This is a genomic window from Kitasatospora sp. NPDC089913 (assembly GCF_044748625.1).
Classification (GTDB): Bacteria; Actinomycetota; Actinomycetes; order Streptomycetales; family Streptomycetaceae; genus Kitasatospora.
Genome location: NZ_JBIVGI010000005.1, coordinates 97,215 through 113,751 on the forward strand (window position 1 = coordinate 97,215; position 16,537 = coordinate 113,751).

General features: G+C 72.6%; 13 protein-coding genes and 1 pseudogene. 8 read left to right on the forward strand and 6 right to left on the reverse strand.

Features of this window, described 5'->3' with window-relative positions:
- Positions 1 to 20: 20 nt before the first annotated feature.
- The 3 genes from ACIPYS_RS10205 to ACIPYS_RS10215 form a co-directional block, all read right to left on the reverse strand.
- Positions 21 to 1,706: a methylmalonyl-CoA mutase gene (locus tag ACIPYS_RS10205; RefSeq protein WP_400745270.1), complete on the reverse strand. Its 1,686-nt coding sequence runs from the start codon at positions 1,704 to 1,706 to the stop codon at positions 21 to 23.
- Between the two features lie 210 nt (positions 1,707 to 1,916).
- Entirely contained in the window at positions 1,917 to 2,258 is a 342-nt protein-coding gene (locus ACIPYS_RS10210) for a DUF3817 domain-containing protein (protein ID WP_093860480.1), read from the reverse strand.
- 78 nt (positions 2,259 to 2,336) lie between these two features.
- Positions 2,337 to 2,876: a MarR family winged helix-turn-helix transcriptional regulator gene (locus tag ACIPYS_RS10215; protein WP_093860481.1), complete on the reverse strand. Its 540-nt coding sequence runs from the start codon at positions 2,874 to 2,876 to the stop codon at positions 2,337 to 2,339.
- A 501-nt stretch (positions 2,877 to 3,377) separates the two neighbouring features.
- Here ACIPYS_RS10215 and ACIPYS_RS10220 point away from each other — a divergent pair.
- Positions 3,378 to 5,015 carry a M4 family metallopeptidase gene (locus ACIPYS_RS10220; RefSeq protein ID WP_093860482.1) on the forward strand — a complete coding sequence of 546 codons (1,638 nt, stop codon included), beginning with the start codon at positions 3,378 to 3,380 and terminating at the stop codon, positions 5,013 to 5,015.
- A 507-nt stretch (positions 5,016 to 5,522) separates the two neighbouring features.
- A complete protein-coding gene (locus ACIPYS_RS10225) occupies positions 5,523 to 7,130 on the forward strand; it encodes a M4 family metallopeptidase (RefSeq protein ID WP_093860483.1) in 1,608 nt (535 codons plus the stop codon).
- Between the two features lie 108 nt (positions 7,131 to 7,238).
- Here ACIPYS_RS10225 and ACIPYS_RS10230 read toward each other — a convergent pair whose 3' ends face one another.
- Positions 7,239 to 7,562: a DUF3817 domain-containing protein gene (locus ACIPYS_RS10230; protein ID WP_400745465.1), complete on the reverse strand. Its 324-nt coding sequence runs from the start codon at positions 7,560 to 7,562 to the stop codon at positions 7,239 to 7,241.
- Positions 7,563 to 7,758: 196 nt separating this feature from the next.
- On the opposite strand from ACIPYS_RS10230, the gene ACIPYS_RS10235 reads away from it, so the two are divergent.
- The 4 genes from ACIPYS_RS10235 (at position 7,759) to ACIPYS_RS10250 (ending at position 10,734) form a co-directional block, all read left to right on the forward strand.
- Positions 7,759 to 8,397 carry an AIM24 family protein gene (locus tag ACIPYS_RS10235; RefSeq protein WP_093860484.1) on the forward strand — a complete coding sequence of 213 codons (639 nt, stop codon included), beginning with the start codon at positions 7,759 to 7,761 and terminating at the stop codon, positions 8,395 to 8,397.
- Entirely contained in the window at positions 8,397 to 9,047 is a 651-nt protein-coding gene (locus ACIPYS_RS10240) for an AIM24 family protein (RefSeq protein ID WP_093860485.1), read from the forward strand. The genes ACIPYS_RS10235 and ACIPYS_RS10240 overlap by 1 nt, the downstream gene beginning before the upstream one ends.
- A 263-nt stretch (positions 9,048 to 9,310) precedes the next feature.
- A complete protein-coding gene (locus tag ACIPYS_RS10245) occupies positions 9,311 to 10,123 on the forward strand; it encodes an AIM24 family protein (RefSeq protein WP_231978766.1) in 813 nt (270 codons plus the stop codon).
- Between the two features lie 86 nt (positions 10,124 to 10,209).
- On the forward strand, positions 10,210 to 10,734 hold the full coding sequence (locus tag ACIPYS_RS10250; RefSeq protein WP_375975626.1) for a MarR family winged helix-turn-helix transcriptional regulator: 525 nt from the start codon (positions 10,210 to 10,212) through the stop codon (positions 10,732 to 10,734).
- Positions 10,735 to 10,795: 61 nt separating this feature from the next.
- Here the strand turns inward: ACIPYS_RS10250 and meaB are convergent, their stop codons facing one another.
- Together meaB and ACIPYS_RS10260 are read right to left on the reverse strand one after the other, a co-directional pair.
- Positions 10,796 to 11,752 (reverse strand): methylmalonyl Co-A mutase-associated GTPase MeaB, encoded by a 957-nt coding sequence (gene meaB, locus ACIPYS_RS10255; RefSeq protein WP_093860488.1) that lies wholly within the window; start codon positions 11,750 to 11,752, stop codon positions 10,796 to 10,798.
- Between the two features lie 86 nt (positions 11,753 to 11,838).
- Positions 11,839 to 13,032 (reverse strand): acetyl-CoA C-acetyltransferase, encoded by a 1,194-nt coding sequence (locus ACIPYS_RS10260; RefSeq protein WP_093860489.1) that lies wholly within the window; start codon positions 13,030 to 13,032, stop codon positions 11,839 to 11,841.
- 255 nt (positions 13,033 to 13,287) lie between these two features.
- Between ACIPYS_RS10260 and mce the strand changes: the two genes are divergently transcribed.
- Together mce and ACIPYS_RS10270 are read left to right on the forward strand one after the other, a co-directional pair.
- A complete protein-coding gene (gene mce, locus ACIPYS_RS10265; protein WP_093860490.1) occupies positions 13,288 to 13,731 on the forward strand; it encodes a methylmalonyl-CoA epimerase in 444 nt (147 codons plus the stop codon).
- A 553-nt stretch (positions 13,732 to 14,284) separates the two neighbouring features.
- A pseudogene (locus tag ACIPYS_RS10270) lies at positions 14,285 to 16,537 on the forward strand (hypothetical protein); the annotation flags it as partial.

The following is a 16,537-nucleotide window of genomic DNA, read 5'->3' on the forward strand; positions in this document are numbered from 1 at the left end:
CGGCCCGACCGCTCGACGCCCTAGAACCGGGCGGTCTCCCGGTAGATGCCCCACTCCTCGCGCAGGGCGTTGCAGATCTCGCCGAGGGTCGCCTCGGCGCGCACCGCGTCCAGCATCGGCGGGATCATCGACTCGCCGGACCGCGCGGCGGCCAGCATCGCGTCCAGCCCGGCCCGGACCGCGGCCTCGTCGCGGGCCGCCCGGCGGGCGCCCAGCACCCGGACCTGCTCCCGCTCCACCTCGTGGCTGACCCGGAGGATCTCCAGCTCGGGGGTGACGCTGCGGGGGTGGCAGTTGACGCCGACGACCCGCTTCTCGCCCTTCTCCACCGCCTGCTGGTACTGGAAGGCCGCCTCGGCGATCTCGCCGGTGAACCAGCCGTCCTCGATCCCGCGCAGGATCCCGGAGGTGATCGGGCCGATCGGGTGGTCCTCCCGGCCCTTGTCCAGGATCTTCCGGAAGATCTCCTCGGCCTGCTGCTCGATCCGGTCCGTCATCGCCTCGACGTACCAGGAACCGCCCAGCGGGTCGGCCACATTGGTGATGCCGGTCTCCTCCATCAGCACCTGCTGGGTGCGCAGGGCGATCTCGGCGGCCTGCTCGGAGGGCAGCGCCAGGGTCTCGTCCAGGGCGTTGGTGTGCAGCGAGTTGGTGCCGCCGAGCACCGCCGAGAGCGCCTCGACGGCGGTGCGGACCACGTTGTTGTACGGCTGCTGCGCGGTGAGCGAGACACCGGCGGTCTGGGTGTGGAACCGCAGCCACTGGGCCTTGTCGGTCCTGGCGCCGAACCGCTCGCGCATCCAGCGGGCCCAGATCCGCCGGGCGGCGCGGAACTTGGCGATCTCCTCGAAGAAGTCCAGGTGCGCGTCGAAGAAGAACGACAGACCGGGCGCGAAGACGTCCACGTCCAGACCCCGGGAGAGGCCCAGCTCGACGTAGGCGAAGCCGTCGGCCAGGGTGTACGCGAGCTCCTGCGCGGCCGTCGCGCCGGCCTCGCGGATGTGGTAGCCGGAGACCGACAGCGGCTTGTAGGCCGGGATGCCCTCGGCGCAGTGGGCCATCAGGTCGCCGATCAGCCGCAGGTGCGGCTCTGGGGCGAAGAGCCACTCCTTCTGGGCGATGTACTCCTTGAAGATGTCGGTCTGCAGGGTGCCGTTGAGCACGGCCGGGTCGACGCCCTGCCGCTCGGCGGCCACCAGGTACATGCAGAAGATCGGCACGGCCGGGCCGCTGATCGTCATCGAGGTGGTGACCTCGCCCAGCGGGATGCCGCGGAACAGCACCTCCATGTCGGCGGCCGAGTCGATCGCCACACCGCAGTGGCCGACCTCGCCGAGCGAGCGCGCGTCGTCCGAGTCGTAGCCCATCAGGGTCGGCATGTCGAAGGCCACCGAGAGGCCGCCGCCGCCCGCCTCCAGGATCATCCGGTAGCGCTCGTTGGTCTGCTCGGCGTTGCCGAAGCCGGCGAACTGGCGGATGGTCCACGTCCGGCCCCGGTAGCCGGTCGCGTGCAGACCGCGGGTGTACGGGTACTCCCCGGGCCAGCCGATCCGCTCGAAGCCCTCGACGGGCTGCCCGGGGGCCGGGCCGTAGACCGGCTCGACCTCGTCCCCGGAGAGGGTGGTGAAGTCCGCGTCCCGCTTGCGGGAGCTGTCGTACCGCTGCTGCCAGCGCTGCCGTCCGCGCTCGATCTCCTCGGCGTCCATGACCCCGAACTCCGCTCCGTACGGCCGCCACACCAACGGGCGGCACAGCTATTAGGACGTCCTACCAATTTACTCGGACGTCCTACTATTTGTCGACGGACACCCGGCCAAGCACACCGGGAGCATGCGAAAGGGCGCCCTCCCCCGGACGGGGAAGGGCGCCCTCTGCGGCTTCTGCGGCCTCGGCGCGGGGGCCGACGGCGGCTGGGCTCAGACGCCGGCCGGCTGGCGGGCGGCGTCACCGGCGGACTGCCCGGCGGCCGCCTCGGCGACCACCTTGCGCTCGGCGACGAAGGAGGCGAACGGGATGCAGCCGGCGGCCAGGAAGAAGACCATCCGCCCCAGCGGCCACTTGAGCTTCTGGCCGAGCAGGAAGGTCACCACGAAGTACCCGATGTAGAGGTATCCGTGCAGCATCGCGACGTAGGTGGTCACGTCCTCGGCCGCGTGGAAGCCGTACTTCGCGACCATGAAACCGCAGAAGACCAGCAGCGCCACACCGGTCGCAAGGGCCAGGGCGCGGTACCAGCCCAGCAGGGGGGTCGCCTTCATCTCTGCATCGCCTCGTCAGTCAGCATCGGGGGGGGGTACGTCCTGATCCGCGCACCGCTCCCACGAGGGTAGCCGCCCTCACGCCCCGCCCGGCGCAGGCCCCTCGCCCGGCAGCTCGGCGAAGTCGCCGGCCGCCACCCGCAGCGGGCGCAGCAGGTCGAACACCTCGCGGCACTGCCCGCCGTCGAACTCCTCCAGGCCGAAGTCCATCTCCATGAGCTCCCCGGTGGCCCCCTCGACGACCTCGCGCCCCCGGTCGGTGATCGTGGCGAGCACGCCCCGGCCGTCCAGCGGATTGGGGCGGCGGGCGACCAGCCCGGCCCGCTCCAGGCGGTCGACGGTGTTGGTGACGCTGGTCGGGTGGACCATCAGGCGCTCGCCGATCTTGGAGAGCGACAGCTCCCCGGTCCGGCTGAAGGTGAGCAGCACCAGCGCCTCGTAGCGGGCGAAGGTCAGCCCGTACGGCTTGAGCACCGCGTCCACGCGGGACAGCAGGATCTGGTGGGCCCGCATGATCGAGGTGATCGCCGCCATCGCGGGGACGGCTCCCCAGCGGCGGGTCCACAGCTCGTCGGCACGGGCGATCGGGTCGAAGTCGAGTGCGAGGGGCTTGGCCACCTCCCAACCGTACCGGCGGGAGGGGTCGGTGCTACCAGGCGTCCTGAGGGATGGACAAGCGCGACACGTGGCGGGATCACGCCAGCGGGCCCGTCAGGTCCGTACCAGCACGTTGCGGGGGTGTGAACGGGTACCAACCGTTCCGCCGGCCGGGCCGGGAGGCCCCCGGACCGCCCGCGGACGGCATCGGCGCCGCTACCGGGCGGCGGTTCGGGCCGGAACCCGTGGCCGGGCCGGCGGATTCGCCCCATTCCTCACTCTGTTCACGTTCCGCCACATTGGCGAGACCTGGCCAATCCATGAACAAGACCTGTCATTTCACTTGTTGGATTGTCATGCTTTCGCCCAGCCCCGTCCGGTGGTCACCGCCCCACTCACCGGTGACCGCCGTGGACCGCACGGAGCAGCACGCCAGCGCCCGTTCCGCCCCTAAGGTGCCAACCCCGGCACCCCGGAGCGAGGCGCGACCGCGCACACGCGGTTTCCCGGAAGGACCTGTACGTGAAGCGATCGCTCGCAGCCGGCGCCGTACTCTCCGCCACCGCCCTCCTCACCGGCGTCATCCAGGTGAGCACCGCTGCCCAGGCCACCCCCACCCCCTCGGTCCAGGCCCAGGCCGCCGAGCACCGCGCCGGCCTGATCGCGCTGGCGAACGGCGAGTCCGGCCCGCTGACCAAGGCGCTCGGCCTCGGCGGCAAGGAGACCCTGGTCGCCAAGGACGCCGTGGTGGACGCCGACGGCACCCGCCACCTCCGCTTCGAGCGCACCTACGCCGGACTCCCGGTGCTGGGCGGCGACCTGGTCGTGCACCAGGCCGCCGGCGGCGCGGTCGAGGCCGTGGACAAGGCCGTCACCGCGCCGATCGCGGTGCCCAGCCTGACCCCGGCGATCCCGGCCGACAAGGCCGCCGCCCAGGCCTCCGGCGCGGTCGCCTCCAGTGTCGGCATCGCCGCCGACAAGGACGAGTCCCCGCTCGCCGAGGTGCACCAGGCCGGGGCCGCCCAGCTGGTCGTCTGGGCCGCCGACGGCAACCCGCGGCTGGCGTACCGGACCACCGTCCAGGGCGTGCGCGCCGACGGCACCCCGAGCAGCCAGCTGCTGGTCACCGACGCCGCCACCGGCGAGGTGCTGTCCACCCACGAGCAGGTGCAGACCGCCACCGGCACCGGCAAGGGCGTCTTCGTCGGCAGCGTCCCGCTGACCACCACCAAGAGCGGCTCCACCTACCAGCTGAAGGACACCACCCGCGGCGGGCAGTCCACCAGCGACCTCAAGGGCAAGACCTCGGGCTCCGGCACCCTCTTCACCGACGCCGACAACGCCTGGGGCGACGGCACCGCCGCCAACCGCCAGTCGGCCGCGGTGGACGCGCAGTTCGGCGCGGCGGCCACCTGGGACTACTACAAGAACACCTTCGGCCGCAGCGGCATCAAGAACAACGGCGTGGGCGCCACCAGCCGGGTCCACTACGGGCGCAACTACGTCAACGCGTTCTGGGACGACACCTGCTTCTGCATGACCTACGGCGACGGCAGCGGCAACACCAACCCGCTGACCGCGCTGGACGTCGCGGGCCACGAGATGACCCACGGCGTCACCTCGGCCACCGCCGGCCTGAACTACTCGGGCGAGTCCGGCGGCCTCAACGAGGCCACCTCGGACATCTTCGGCACCATGGTCGAGTGGTCCGCGAACCTCCCCGCCGACAAGCCGGACTACCTCATCGGCGAGGAGATCGACATCAACGGCGACGGCACGCCGCTGCGCTACATGGACAAGCCCTCCAAGGACGGCGGCTCGGCCGACTACTGGTCCTCCTCGGTCGGCAACCTGGACGTGCACTACTCCTCGGGCGTGGCCAACCACTTCTTCTACCTGCTGGCCGAGGGCAGCGGCGCGAAGACCGTCAACGGCGTCGCGTACAACAGCCCGACCTCCAACGGCTCGACGCTCACCGGCATCGGCCGCGACAAGGCCGCGGCGATCTGGTACCGCGCGCTGACGGTCTACTTCACCTCGACCACCAACTACAAGGCGGCCCGGACCGGCACCCTGAGCGCCGCGAAGGACCTCTACGGCGCCGGCAGCGCCGAGTACAACGCGGTCGCGGCCGCGTGGAGCGGCGTCAACGTCAACTGACGCGCGGTCCGACGGACGTCCGGGGCCCTCACTGGGAGGGGAGGCCCCGGACGTCCGTCCTTTTCCGGCGTCCGGCGGCCCCTCCCGCGCGTCCGCCCGCCCCTCCCCCGCGTCCGGCCGTCCTTTCCCGCGCGCCCGTCCCTCCCGCGCGCCCGCCCGTTCCTCCTCCGCCCGCGTAGCAAGACCGGCGGAGGCCGACAAGGGCCGCCGCTGGCGGGATCCCGCCAGCGGACGAAAGCGGACAACCGGCACAACCGTCGCACCGCCACCACCCGTTGGGGCCTTGGCGAGACCTGGCCAATACCCGGTCGCTCCCTGTTGTTCGCCGAACTGACTTGTCATGCTTCTGCCCAAGCCCCGTCCGGACGTCCGTCGCCCCACCCACCGACGGACCGTCAGGCCGCACGGAGCAGCACGTCAACGCCCTACCGCCCCAAGGCGCCAACCCCGGCGCCCCGGTACGCGGCGTGACCGCGCACCCGCGGTTTCGTGGAAGGAACCCCGCACGTGAAGCGAAAGCTGACAGCCGGCGCCGTACTCTCCGCCTCCGCACTTCTGGCCGGCGCCATCCAGGTCGCGGCCGCCCCCGCCCAGGCCGCCCCCGTCCAGCAGCGCGAGGCGATCATCGCCCTGGCCGGCCAGCAGGCCGCGCCGGTGGCGAAGGCCATCGGCCTCGGCGGCCAGGAGCAGCTGATCGTCAAGGACGCGATCGTCGACGCCAACGGCACCCGCCACCTGCGCTACGACCGGACCTACGCCGGCCTGCCGGTCCTGGGCGGCGACCTCATCGTCCACCAGAAGGCGAACGGCACCGTCGCCTCCGTGGACCGCGCCTTCGACGGCCGGCTCTCGCTGCCGAGCCTCACCCCCAAGCTCTCCGCCGGCACCGCCTCCACCCAGGCCGTCGACTCGGTCCGGGCCACCGTCGGGATCGCCCCGGCCGACGAGGACGCGTCGCCGGTCACCCGGGTCGACGGCGCGAGCAGCCCGACCCTGGTGGTCTGGGCGGGCGACGGCAGCCCGCGGCTGGCGTACCAGACCGTGGTCCACGGCGAGCGCGCCGACGGCACCCCGAGCAGCCAGCGGCTGGTCACCGACGCCGCCACCGGCCAGCTGCTCTCCACCCACGAGGAGGTGCAGACCGCCACCGGCACCGGCAAGGGCGTGCACGTCGGGACGGTGACCCTGACCACCACCCAGAGCGGGTCCACCTACCAGCTCAAGGACGCCTCCCGCGGCAACCAGTGGACCGGCAACGCCAAGAGCGGCAACGCGCTGTACACCGACGCGGACAACAACTGGGGCAACGGCAGCGCCTCGGACACCCAGTCCGCCGCGGTCGACGCGCAGTTCGGCACCGGGGCGACCTGGGACTACTACAAGGCCAAGTTCAACCGGAACGGCATCAAGAACAACGGTGTCGGCGCCAGCAACCGGGTGCACTACGGCAACGCCTACGTCAACGCCTTCTGGCAGGACTCCTGCTTCTGCATGACCTACGGCGACGGCACCGGCAACGTCAACCCGCTGACCGCCATCGACGTGGCCGGCCACGAGATGAGCCACGGCGTCACGGCGGCGACCGCCAACCTCACCTACTCCGGCGAGTCCGGCGGCCTCAACGAGGCCACCTCGGACATCTTCGGCACCATGGTCGAGTGGTACGCCAACCTGCCCTCGGACGTGCCGGACTACCTGATCGGCGAGAAGATCAACATCTTCGGCAACGGTCAGCCGCTGCGCTACATGGACAAGCCCTCCAAGGACGGCTCGTCCAAGGACTCCTGGTACTCCGGGATCGGCAGCATCGACGTCCACTACTCCTCGGGTGTCGCGAACCACTTCTTCTACCTGCTGTCGGAGGGCAGCGGCGCGAAGGTGATCAACGGCGTCAGCTACAACAGCCCGACCTCGAACGGCTCCACGATCACCGGCATCGGCCGCGACAAGGCCGCCGCGATCTGGTACCGCGCGCTGACGACCTACTTCACCTCGAGCACCAACTACAAGGCCGCCCGCACCGGCACGCTGAACGCCGCCAAGGACCTCTACGGCGCCGGCAGCGTGGAGTACAACACGGTGGCCGCGGCCTGGAGCGCGGTGAACGTCAACTAGTCGGGACCGGACCACTCCCGGAAATGCGACAGGCTGCCGGGGCCCACTGGGAGAGGGGGCCCCGGCAGCCTGTCGGCGTCGGGCGTCGGGAGGGCTCGCGCGGGCCCGTCAGGCCGCGGCCGGCACCGGGGCCGCGGCCCCGGCGCGCTCCTCCTTGGCGAGCATCCGCTCGGCCACGAAGCCGCCGCCGGGCAGCACCGACAGGACGAACAGCACGGCACCGCGCTTGACGTCCCACTTCTGCGACTGCCAGGCCATGATCCAGAAGACCACGTAGAGGATGAACAGGATCCCGTGGACCATGCCCATCACCGGCACACCGTTGAAGCTGGTGGTGCGCTTGAGCACCGAGCACAGCAGCAGGAGCAGGAACGAGACCCCTTCGGGGCCGGAGACCAGGCGCAGACGGTGGACGGCGCTGCTGTTCACGATGGGTACCTCGATACGGGGGCTCGGAGATCGCTTGTGAACCGACTCACAAGCATCCGCCCCATTATCACCGAGCACATGTCCGACCCCGCCGCCGGGGTGCGGGGAGCGGAGTCCGGACGGCCGCTTTGTACCGGACGCGTACCAGAACCGGGCCTCCCCCTCCCCCGCCCGGCCCGCCGACCGCTACATTGCGGCCGTGGCACAGTTTCGACTCCAGGGGTCCAAGACGCTCGCCGTCGACATGACCGGCGACCTCGTGAAGGCCAAGAACGGTTCGATGGTCGCGTACACCGGCCAGATGAACTTCAAGAAGCTCAGCGGTGGCGGTGACGGCATCCGCGGCATGGTGACCCGTCGGCTCACCGGCGAGCAGATGACCGTCATGGAGGTGAAAGGACAGGGCACCTGCTACTTCGCCGACCAGGCCACCGAGATCAACCTGGTGCGGCTGAACGGCGAGACGCTCTACGTCGAGTCCGACAATCTGCTCTGCACCGAGGGCACCCTCAAGACCGGTACCAGCTTCACCGGCCTGAACGGCGTCTCCTCCGGCAACGGCCTGTTCACCACCAAGGTCGAGGGGCACGGCTGGGCCGCCGTCACCTCCAAGGGGCCGGCGATCATCCTCCGGGTGTCCCAGGGCATGCCGCTGCGGGTCGACCCCGGCGCCTACGTGGCGCACACCGGCAACCTCAACCGCTCCATCAAGTCCGGCGCCGGCTGGAGCACCTTCATCGGCGAGGGCGGCGGCGAGGCCGTCCAGGTGGAGTTCACCGGCGAGGGGCTGGTCTACGTGCAGCCCTCCGAGAAGCTCACCATCGGGGGCGACGTCTGATGGCGTTCACGAAGATCAACAGCAAGATGATCGAGGCCCGGGTCGTACCGGGCCAGCGGCTGTTCAGCCAGCGCGGCGCGATGCTCGCGTACACCGGCGAGGTGCGGTTCACGCCGAACATCACCGGCGGCCAGGGCGGCGTCATGTCGATGATCGGCCGCCGGGTGGCCAACGAGGACACCCCGCTGATGACCGTCGAGGGCCAGGGCAGCGTGATGTTCGGCCACGGCGGGCACCACGTGCAGGTGATCGACCTGACCGGCGACACCCTGTACGTCGAGGCCGACCGGCTGCTCGCCTTCGAGGGCTCGCTGCAGCAGTCCACCATGTTCATGGGCTCGCAGGGCGGTGTGATGGGCATGGTCCGGGGCCAGGTGACGGGCCAGGGCCTGTTCACCACCAAGCTGGACGGCCACGGCGCGGTCGCGGTGATGGCGCACGGCGGCGTCTTCGAGCTGCCGATCACCCCGCACCAGCCGGTGCACGTGGACCCGCAGGCCTATGTCGCGCACCGCGGCCAGGTCCAGAACAAGCTGTCGACCGCGCTGGGGTGGCGCGACATGATCGGCCGCGGCTCCGGCGAGGCGTTCCAGCTGGAGCTGTCCGGGCACGGCACGGTGTACGTGCAGGCGAGCGAGGAGAAGCTCTGATGTCCTACCCGCCGCAGCCCCCGTACGGGCAGCCCCAGGACCCCTACGGCCAGTCCCCGTACGGCCAGCCGACCCAGCCCGGCTACCCCGCCGCACCGCCGCCCGGCTACCCGCCGCAGGGCTACCCCCAGCAGGGCCAGCAGCCCTACCCGCCGCAGGGCTACCCGCAGCAGGGCGGCTACCCGCCGCCCCCGCCGCAGGGCTACCCGGCCCAGCCGCCGCAGCAGTACGCCCAGGAGCAGTACGGCGGCGCCCAGGCCCCGCTGCCCAAGGCGCAGGACGGCACCGGGCCGGTCGTCCACGACGTGCACAGCCTGCCGTCCAACGACAACGTCAACCCGTACGCCTTCTCGGTGGACCTCAACGGCTCGTACTTCCTGCAGAAGGGCAAGATGATCGCCTACTACGGCGACATCTCCTTCAAGGGCGTCGGCGCCGGGGCGATCGACCGGATGCTCGGCCAGCACTTCAACTCGCCGATGCACGCCGCGGACTGGGTGGTCGCCGAGGGCCGCGGCAAGCTGCTGCTGGCGGACCGGGCCTTCGACCTCAACTCCTACGACCTGGAGGAGGGGAACCTGACGGTCCGCTCGGGGAACCTGCTGGCCTACGAGCCCACCCTGCGGCTCAAGCAGTCGATCATCCCGGGCTTCCTGACCCTGATCGGCAGCGGCAAGTTCGTCGCCGCCTCGAACGGGCCGGTGCACTTCGTCGAGCCGCCGATCCGGGTGGACCCGCAGGCGCTGGTCGGCTGGGCCGACTGCCCGGCACCGTGCCACCACTACGACCACGACTACATGCACGGCGTGATCGGCGGCCTGCGCCGGCTCACCGGGCTGGGCGGGGCCTCCGGCGAGGAGCACCAGTTCGAGTTCATCGGCGCCGGCCAGGTGCTGCTCCAGTCCAGCGAGGTGCTGATGGCCGAGCGCGCCGTCGGCCAGGTGCACGCCGAGGCCGGGGTGCCGATGGGCGGGGTGCCCGGCCAGCACGGCGCCGGCCACGGCAGCCAGCTGCCGAACGTGAACGTGCCCGGTCTCGGCAACCTGGGCGACCTCGGGCGGCGCTTCGGGCTCTGACCCGCCCCCGCCCGCCGGTCCGACCGCCGCCGTGTGAACGCCGGTAAAGTCGTACAACATTGAACTAAGTGCGGTATCGTAGAACCATGGACACGCACATCGTCGACCCGGCAGACGCCTCGGCCCCGCAGCCCGAAGGGCCCGAGGAGGAGACCCCCTGGCTGACCGTCCGGGAGCAGCGGTTGTGGCGCGCCCACCTGGAGGTCGCCAAGCTGCTGGAGTACCAGCTGAGCCGCGAGCTCCAGCCGCACAACCTGGCGATCAACGACTACGAGATCCTGGTCGTGCTCTCCGAGGCGCCCGAGCGGCGGCTGCGGATGACCGACCTGGCCACCGCGACCCTCCAGTCGAAGAGCCGGCTCTCGCACCAGATCACCCGGATGGAGAACGCCGGGCTGGTGCTGCGCCAGGAGTGTCCCGGCGACCGCCGGGGCCTCTACGCCAACCTCACCGAGCAGGGCTGGGAGACCATGCAGCGGGTCGCGCCCTGCCACGTGCGCAGCGTCCGGGCGCACTTCATCGACCGCTTCTCGCCCGAGCAGCTCGACGCGATGTACGAGGCGCTCGCCCCGGTCGCCGAGCACCTGCGCGGCCTGCGCGGACGCGGCTGAGCGTCCCGACCGGGCCCGCGGCCGGCACCCCTCGGCGGGGGGCGCCGGCCGTAGCACGGGCTCAGCCGGTGGTCAGGCCGGCCACCAAACGGTCGGACGCGCCGTACGGGTCCAGCTCGCCCGCCACCACCTGCTCGGCCAGCGCGGCCAGCTGCCGGTCGCCGTGCAGGTCCCCGATCCGGGCCCGCAGCGCGGACAGCGCGATCGCCTCGATCTCCTGGGCGGCCCGGCGGCGGCGCCGCACCTCCAGCTCGCCGTGCTCCTCCAGCCAGGCGCGGTGCTTCTCCAGCGCCTCCACCACCTCGTCCACGCCCTCGCCCCGGGCCGCCACGGTCTTCACGATCGGCGGGCGCCAGGCCCCCGCCTCGCGGGCCTCGCCGAGGCCCAGCATGTGGTTCAGCTCCCTGGCGGTGGCGTCGGCGCCGTCCCGGTCGGCCTTGTTGACCACGAACAGGTCGCCGATCTCCAGGATCCCGGCCTTGGCGGCCTGGATGCCGTCGCCCATGCCGGGGGCGAGCAGCACCACCGCGGTGTCGGCCTGCGCGGCGATCTCCACCTCGGACTGGCCGACGCCGACGGTCTCGACCAGGATCACGTCGCAGCCGGCCGCGTCCAGCACCCGCAGTGCCTGCGGCGCGGCCCAGGACAGACCGCCCAGGTGGCCCCGGGTGGCCATCGAGCGGATGAACACCTCGGGGTCGGTGGCGTGGTCCTGCATCCGGACCCGGTCGCCGAGCAGCGCGCCGCCGGAGAACGGCGAGGACGGGTCGACCGCCAGCACGCCGACCCGCTTGCCCAGCCGCCGGTAGGCGGAGACCAGCGCCGAGGTGGAGGTGGACTTGCCCACGCCCGGCGAGCCGGTCAGCCCGACCGTGTAGGCGTGCCCGGTGTACGGCGCCAGCGCGGCCATCACCTCGCGCAGCTCCGGCGCGGCGTTCTCGACCAGTGAGATCAGGCGGGCGACGGCCCGCGGACGGCCCTGCCGGGCCTGCTCGACCAGGGTCGGCACATCGATCATGGGTGGGTCTCCTTGCGCCGAAGGGCTGCGCCCCGCTTGTGGCGGTGCGCAGCCCCGGTGTGATTCGGTCGGTGGGCCGGCGTCGGTCAGGCCTTGGGGACCCGCACGATCAGCGCGTCGCCCTGGCCGCCACCGCCGCAGAGCGCGGCCGCGCCGATGCCGCCGCCGCGGCGCTTCAGTTCCAGCGCGAGGTGCAGCACGACCCGGGCGCCGGACATCCCGATCGGGTGACCCAGCGCGATCGCGCCGCCGTTGACGTTGACGATCTCCGGGGAGACGCCGAGGTCCTTGGTCGACTGGTGCGCGACGGCGGCGAAGGCCTCGTTGATCTCGATCAGGTCGAGGTCCTCGACCGTGATGCCCTCCTTGGCCACCGCGTGCTTGATCGCGTTGGACGGCTGCGACTGCAGCGAGTTGTCCGGGCCCGCGACGTTGCCGTGCGCGCCGATCTCGGCGATCCAGCTCAGGCCCAGCTCCTCGGCCTTGGCCCGGCTCATCACGACCACGGCGGCGGCGCCGTCCGAGATCTGCGAGGAGGTGCCGGCGGTGATGGTGCCGTCCTTGGTGAACGCCGGGCGCAGCCGGGCCAGGCCCTCGACCGTGGTGTCGGCGCGGATGCCCTCGTCCTGGCCGAACACGACCGGCTCGCCCTTGCGCTGCGGGATCTCCACCGGGACGATCTCGGCGTCGAAGATCCCGTCGGCCTGGGCCTTGGCCGCGCGCTGGTGCGAGGCGGCGGCGATCTCGTCCTGGACCTCGCGCGGGATGCCGAGCCGGGTGTTGTGCTTCTCGGTGGACTCGCCCATCGGGATGTTCTCGTAGGCGTCGGTCAGGCCGTCGTGGGCCATCGCGTCGAGCAGCTCGATCGCGCCGTACTTGTAGCCCTCGCGGGACTTCGGCAGCAGGTGCGGGGCGTTGGTCATGGACTCCTGGCCGCCGGCCACCACGATGTCGAACTCGCCGGCCCGGATCAGCTGGTCGGCCAGCGCGATGGCGTCCAGGCCGGAGAGGCACACCTTGTTGATGGTGAGCGCCGGGACGTTCAGCGGGATGCCGGCCTTGACGGCGGCCTGGCGGGCCGGGATCTGGCCCGCGCCGGCCTGGAGCACCTGCCCCATGATCACGTACTGGACCTGGTCGCCGGTGACGCCGGCCCGCTCCAGCGCGGCCTTGATCGCGAAGGCGCCGAGCTCCGCGCCGGAGAAGCCCTTCAGGGAGCCGAGCAGCCGGCCCATCGGGGTCCGTGCCCCGGCAACGATCACAGAGGTGGTGTTGGTCATGGGACGAGCCCCTTCGCACGTCGTGGCCAGGTGGAGGATTCCGCTCAATGTACTGACCTGTTACCCCCCCGTCACCGGACCCATGGTGTGATCGAGCGCACTGGCACGCTCCGGTCAACACCGTGCCGACCCGGTCCGGGTGAACCGTGCCGGGGTCCGTGTGAGCAGGCTCGCACGCCGATCGGTGGCGCCGCAGACCGTCATGCGCTGCACTGTTGCCGTCCTGTCGCGCCCGCCCCTCACCGGAGGCCATCCGTGCTCACCCGCATCGACCACATCGGCATCGCCTGCCGAGACCTCGACAAGACGGTCGAGTTCTACCGTGCCACCTACGGCTTCGAGGTGTTCCACACCGAGGTCAACGAGGAGCAGGGGGTCCGCGAGGCCATGCTCAAGATCAACGACACCGGCGACGGCGGCGCCTCCTACCTCCAGCTGCTGGAGCCGGTCCGGGAGGACTCCCCGGTCGGCAAGTGGCTGGCCAAGAACGGCGAGGGCGTCCACCACATCGCCTTCGGCACCGGCGACGTCGACGCCGACTCCGAGGAGATCCGCGCCAAGGGCGTCCGGGTGCTCTACGACGAGCCGCGGACCGGCTCGATGGGCTCGCGGATCACCTTCCTGCACCCCAAGGACTGCGGCGGGGTGCTGACCGAGCTGGTCACCGCCGCCGAGCCGGGCTCGCACGAGGGCCACTGACGCCTCCCCGGGTGCCGTCGCGGTGCGGCACCCGGGCCTCCGGGGCCCCGCCGCGGCCCCGACCGGCCGGTAACCTCGGCGGTCGGGCCGGAAAACCCCCACGCGACCATTCCCCCGCCACACGCTCCCACTACAATGCCCAGGTGCGCGGAGACTCCGGGGGACGGAGGCGACGGGCACGGCCGAAGACAGGCCCGTCCGCCCCGGTGGGAGGCCCGTCGCAGGGGAGTCCACTACGCGGGCACGGCTGAACAGTCGCAAGACGGATCTGTCACCATTCTCCACAAGGCAAGAGTTCGCCCAGGAGTCCACCCGGACGGGGGAATGCGGATCGACCGCGCTCCCACGCCCCGGACTCCGACGACGCGGCGGACGTTCCCGGTACGACGGGGGCGTCCGGACGGCCGCGATGCAAGGACCAGTCGGACAGCGCCCGGACCACGGGAGCGGACCGGCCGGGTCGAGGACGCGACCAGGAGATGGATGGGACCGCGGAGTGCGGGGCTACGACCGCTACGAGGTTGACGATCACCTCTCCCAGTTCGAGGCCGAGATGGATCGGACTCGGAAGGAGCGGGACAAGTCAGTCGAGCATGCCGAGGACCTCGCCTACCAGGTGGAGGTGCTCCGGGCCAAGCTGCACGAATCCCGCCGGATGCTCGCCCAGCCGCGCGCCTTCGACGCCGTCTCCGGCCAGGCCGAGCAGATGCTCCGCACGGCCGAGATGCAGGCCCAGCAGCTGCGCGCCGACGCCGAGCGCCAGCTGCGCGAGTCCCAGGCCGCGACCCAGCGGATCATGGCCGAGGCCGCCGAGCGCACCGCCCGGCTGGAGGCCGAGCTCGCCGCCCGCCGCCGCCAGCTCGAGGACGAGCTCGCCGAGCTGCGGCGCAGCGCCGAGCAGCACGTCAACGAGAACGTCAGCTGGGCCGAGCAGGCCCGGGCCGGCACCGAGCAGGAGGCCCAGCGCCTGCTCCAGGAGGCCCGCGGCGAGGCCGACCGGATGATGGCCGCGGCCCGCGCCGAGGCCGCCGCCCTCGCCGACCAGGCCCGCGCGCAGACCGCCGCCGACGTGGACGCCGCCCGCGGCGAGGCCCAGGCCGCCGCCGAGGCCGCCCTCCACCGTGCCCAGAACGACGCCGAGCGACTGCTGCGGGCCGCCTCCGAGCAGGCCCAGCAGGCCGGTGCCCAGGCCGCCGCCGACGTGGACGCCGCCCGCGGCGAGGCCCAGCTGCAGCTCGCCGCCGCGCACGCCGCCGCCGAGCAGGAGCTGGCCGCCGCCCGCGCCGAGATCGGCCGGCTCACCGAGGTCGCGGCCGCCGAGCAGGCCCACGCCGAGCAGCAGCTGTCCCACGCCCAGGCGGAGATAGCACGACTGCGCGCCGAGGTCGCCGCCGAGGCCGAGCGGGCCCGGCAGGAGGCCGCCGAGCTGCGCGCCAGGACCGAGGCCGCCGCCGAGCAGCTCCAGGCCGAGGCCGAGGCCGCCGCCGAGCGGCGGGTCGCCGACGGCGAGGCCGCCAGCGAGCAGCGCTCGCAGACCGCCCGCGCCGAGGTCGCCCGGATGGTCGCCCAGGCCACCAAGGAGGCCGAGGCGATCAGTGCCCGGGCCGCCACCCGGAAGGCCGAGGCGGACGCCGCCAAGGCCGCCGCCGCCGAGGAGGGCGAGCGGCTGCGCGCCACCGCCGAGTCGGTGGCCGGACAGCTGCGCGCCGAGGCCGAGGCAGCGATCGCCGAGATGCGGGCGCAGGCCGAGCGGGACGTCGCCGAACTGCGGACCCAGGCCGAGAGCGCCGCCGAACGGCTGCGCGGCGAGGCCGAGGAGGCCGGCCGGGCGGCCGGTGCCGCGGAGGCCGCCGCCCACCTCGCCAAGGCGGCCAAGAGCGCCGAGGAGATGCTCGACCGGGCCGGCCGGGACTCCGAGGCCACCCGTACCGGGGCGACCGCCGAGGCCGAGCGGATCAGGGCCGAGGCCGCCGCCGAGGCCGAGCGGCTGCGCGAGCAGGCCCGGGCCGCGGTCGAGGCCGCCCAGAACGCCGCCCTGGACGACGCCGCCGCGATCCGCGAGCGGATCCAGGAGATGCAGGACGAGGCCGCCCGGCTGCGTGCCGAGGCGGAGGAGCTGCGCGCCCAGGCCGCCGCCGAGGCGGAGCGGGTGCGCGGCGAGGCCCGCCGGCAGGCCGTGGTGCAGATCGAGGAGTCGGCGAAGACCGCCGAGGAACTGCTCACCACGGCCAAGTCCGACGCGGACGAGCTGCGCTCGGGTGCCGCCGCCGAGATCGAGCGGCTGCGCGAGCAGGCCAAGGAGCAGGCCGCCGAGACCCAGGGGCGGGCCGAGCAGACCCTGGAGCGGGCCCGCGCCGAGGCCGCGAAGATCACCGCCACGGCCGAGCAGCAGGGCCAGGACGCGCTCACCGCCGCCAAGGCCGCGGCCGCCGAGAACCGCTCCGCCGCCGAGCGCGAGACCGCCGAACTCCGCCGCGAGGCAACCGAGTTCGACCAGCAGCTGCGGGCCTCGGCGAACGCCGCCGCGCAGGCCCTGCGGGCCGACGCCCAGGCCGAGGCGAACGCCGTCCGGGACGCCGCCGTCGCCGCCGCCGAGCGGCTGCGCACCGAGACCGACGGCGAGACCGCCCGCAGCCGGGCCGAGGCCCAGTCCGCCGCCGAGGCGCTGCGCGAGGAGAGCCGCCGCGAGCGCGAGGAGGCGTCCGCCGGGCTGCTCCGGGAGCGCGAGGAGACCACCGAGCAGCTGGCCGCCGCCAGGACGGCGCGCGAGCAGGCCGAGGCGGCCGCGGAGGAACTGGCCGCACGC

What these genes read in the sequence shown, in the direction of transcription:
- ACIPYS_RS10205 (WP_400745270.1), bottom strand. Translation starts at nt 1,706, where the DNA reads ATGGACGCCGAGGAGATCGAGCGCGGACGGCAGCGCTGGCAGCAGCGG.
- ACIPYS_RS10240 (WP_093860485.1), top strand. Translation starts at nt 8,397, where the DNA reads ATGGCGTTCACGAAGATCAACAGCAAGATGATCGAGGCCCGGGTCGTA.
- meaB (WP_093860488.1), bottom strand. Translation starts at nt 11,752, where the DNA reads ATGATCGATGTGCCGACCCTGGTCGAGCAGGCCCGGCAGGGCCGTCCG.
- ACIPYS_RS10210 (WP_093860480.1), bottom strand. Translation starts at nt 2,258, where the DNA reads ATGAAGGCGACCCCCCTGCTGGGCTGGTACCGCGCCCTGGCCCTTGCG.
- ACIPYS_RS10250 (WP_375975626.1), top strand. Translation starts at nt 10,210, where the DNA reads ATGGACACGCACATCGTCGACCCGGCAGACGCCTCGGCCCCGCAGCCC.
- ACIPYS_RS10260 (WP_093860489.1), bottom strand. Translation starts at nt 13,032, where the DNA reads ATGACCAACACCACCTCTGTGATCGTTGCCGGGGCACGGACCCCGATG.